Annotated in this window: 1 pseudogene; it reads right to left on the bottom strand. The window is 47.1% G+C overall.

From position 1 onward, the window contains the following. A pseudogene (locus KVT27_RS24480) lies at positions 1 to 216 on the bottom strand (hypothetical protein); the annotation flags it as partial. Between the last annotated feature and the right edge of the window lie 60 nt (positions 217 to 276).

Here is a 276-nt window from a genome sequence, read left to right as displayed (position 1 = left end):
GATCAAGTTCCAGTGCGGCTCAAAGGGACGAAGCAGGAAGATATCGCCCGGGTCCGCGTAGTACCATTGATCGCCCATCGGATATTTCATGGAGCTGTCGAGAGCAATGCTGATTTCAAGGGAGACATGTGTATGAAACTCATGCTCCGTATAGACGGCCAGCCGTTCCTCGATAATGAACTCACGCGAGATATTAGGATCGAAGAAGAGGTTCATCCGTTCAACTCCTCATGCTGATAATCATCCCAAATAGAAGGGAAATAATTGGTGTAAAAA

Source organism: Lysinibacillus sp. GbtcB16 (assembly GCF_019091145.1).
GTDB lineage: Bacteria > Bacillota > Bacilli > Bacillales_A > Planococcaceae > Lysinibacillus > Lysinibacillus fusiformis.
This window is presented reverse-complemented; position numbering and strand designations above follow the sequence as displayed.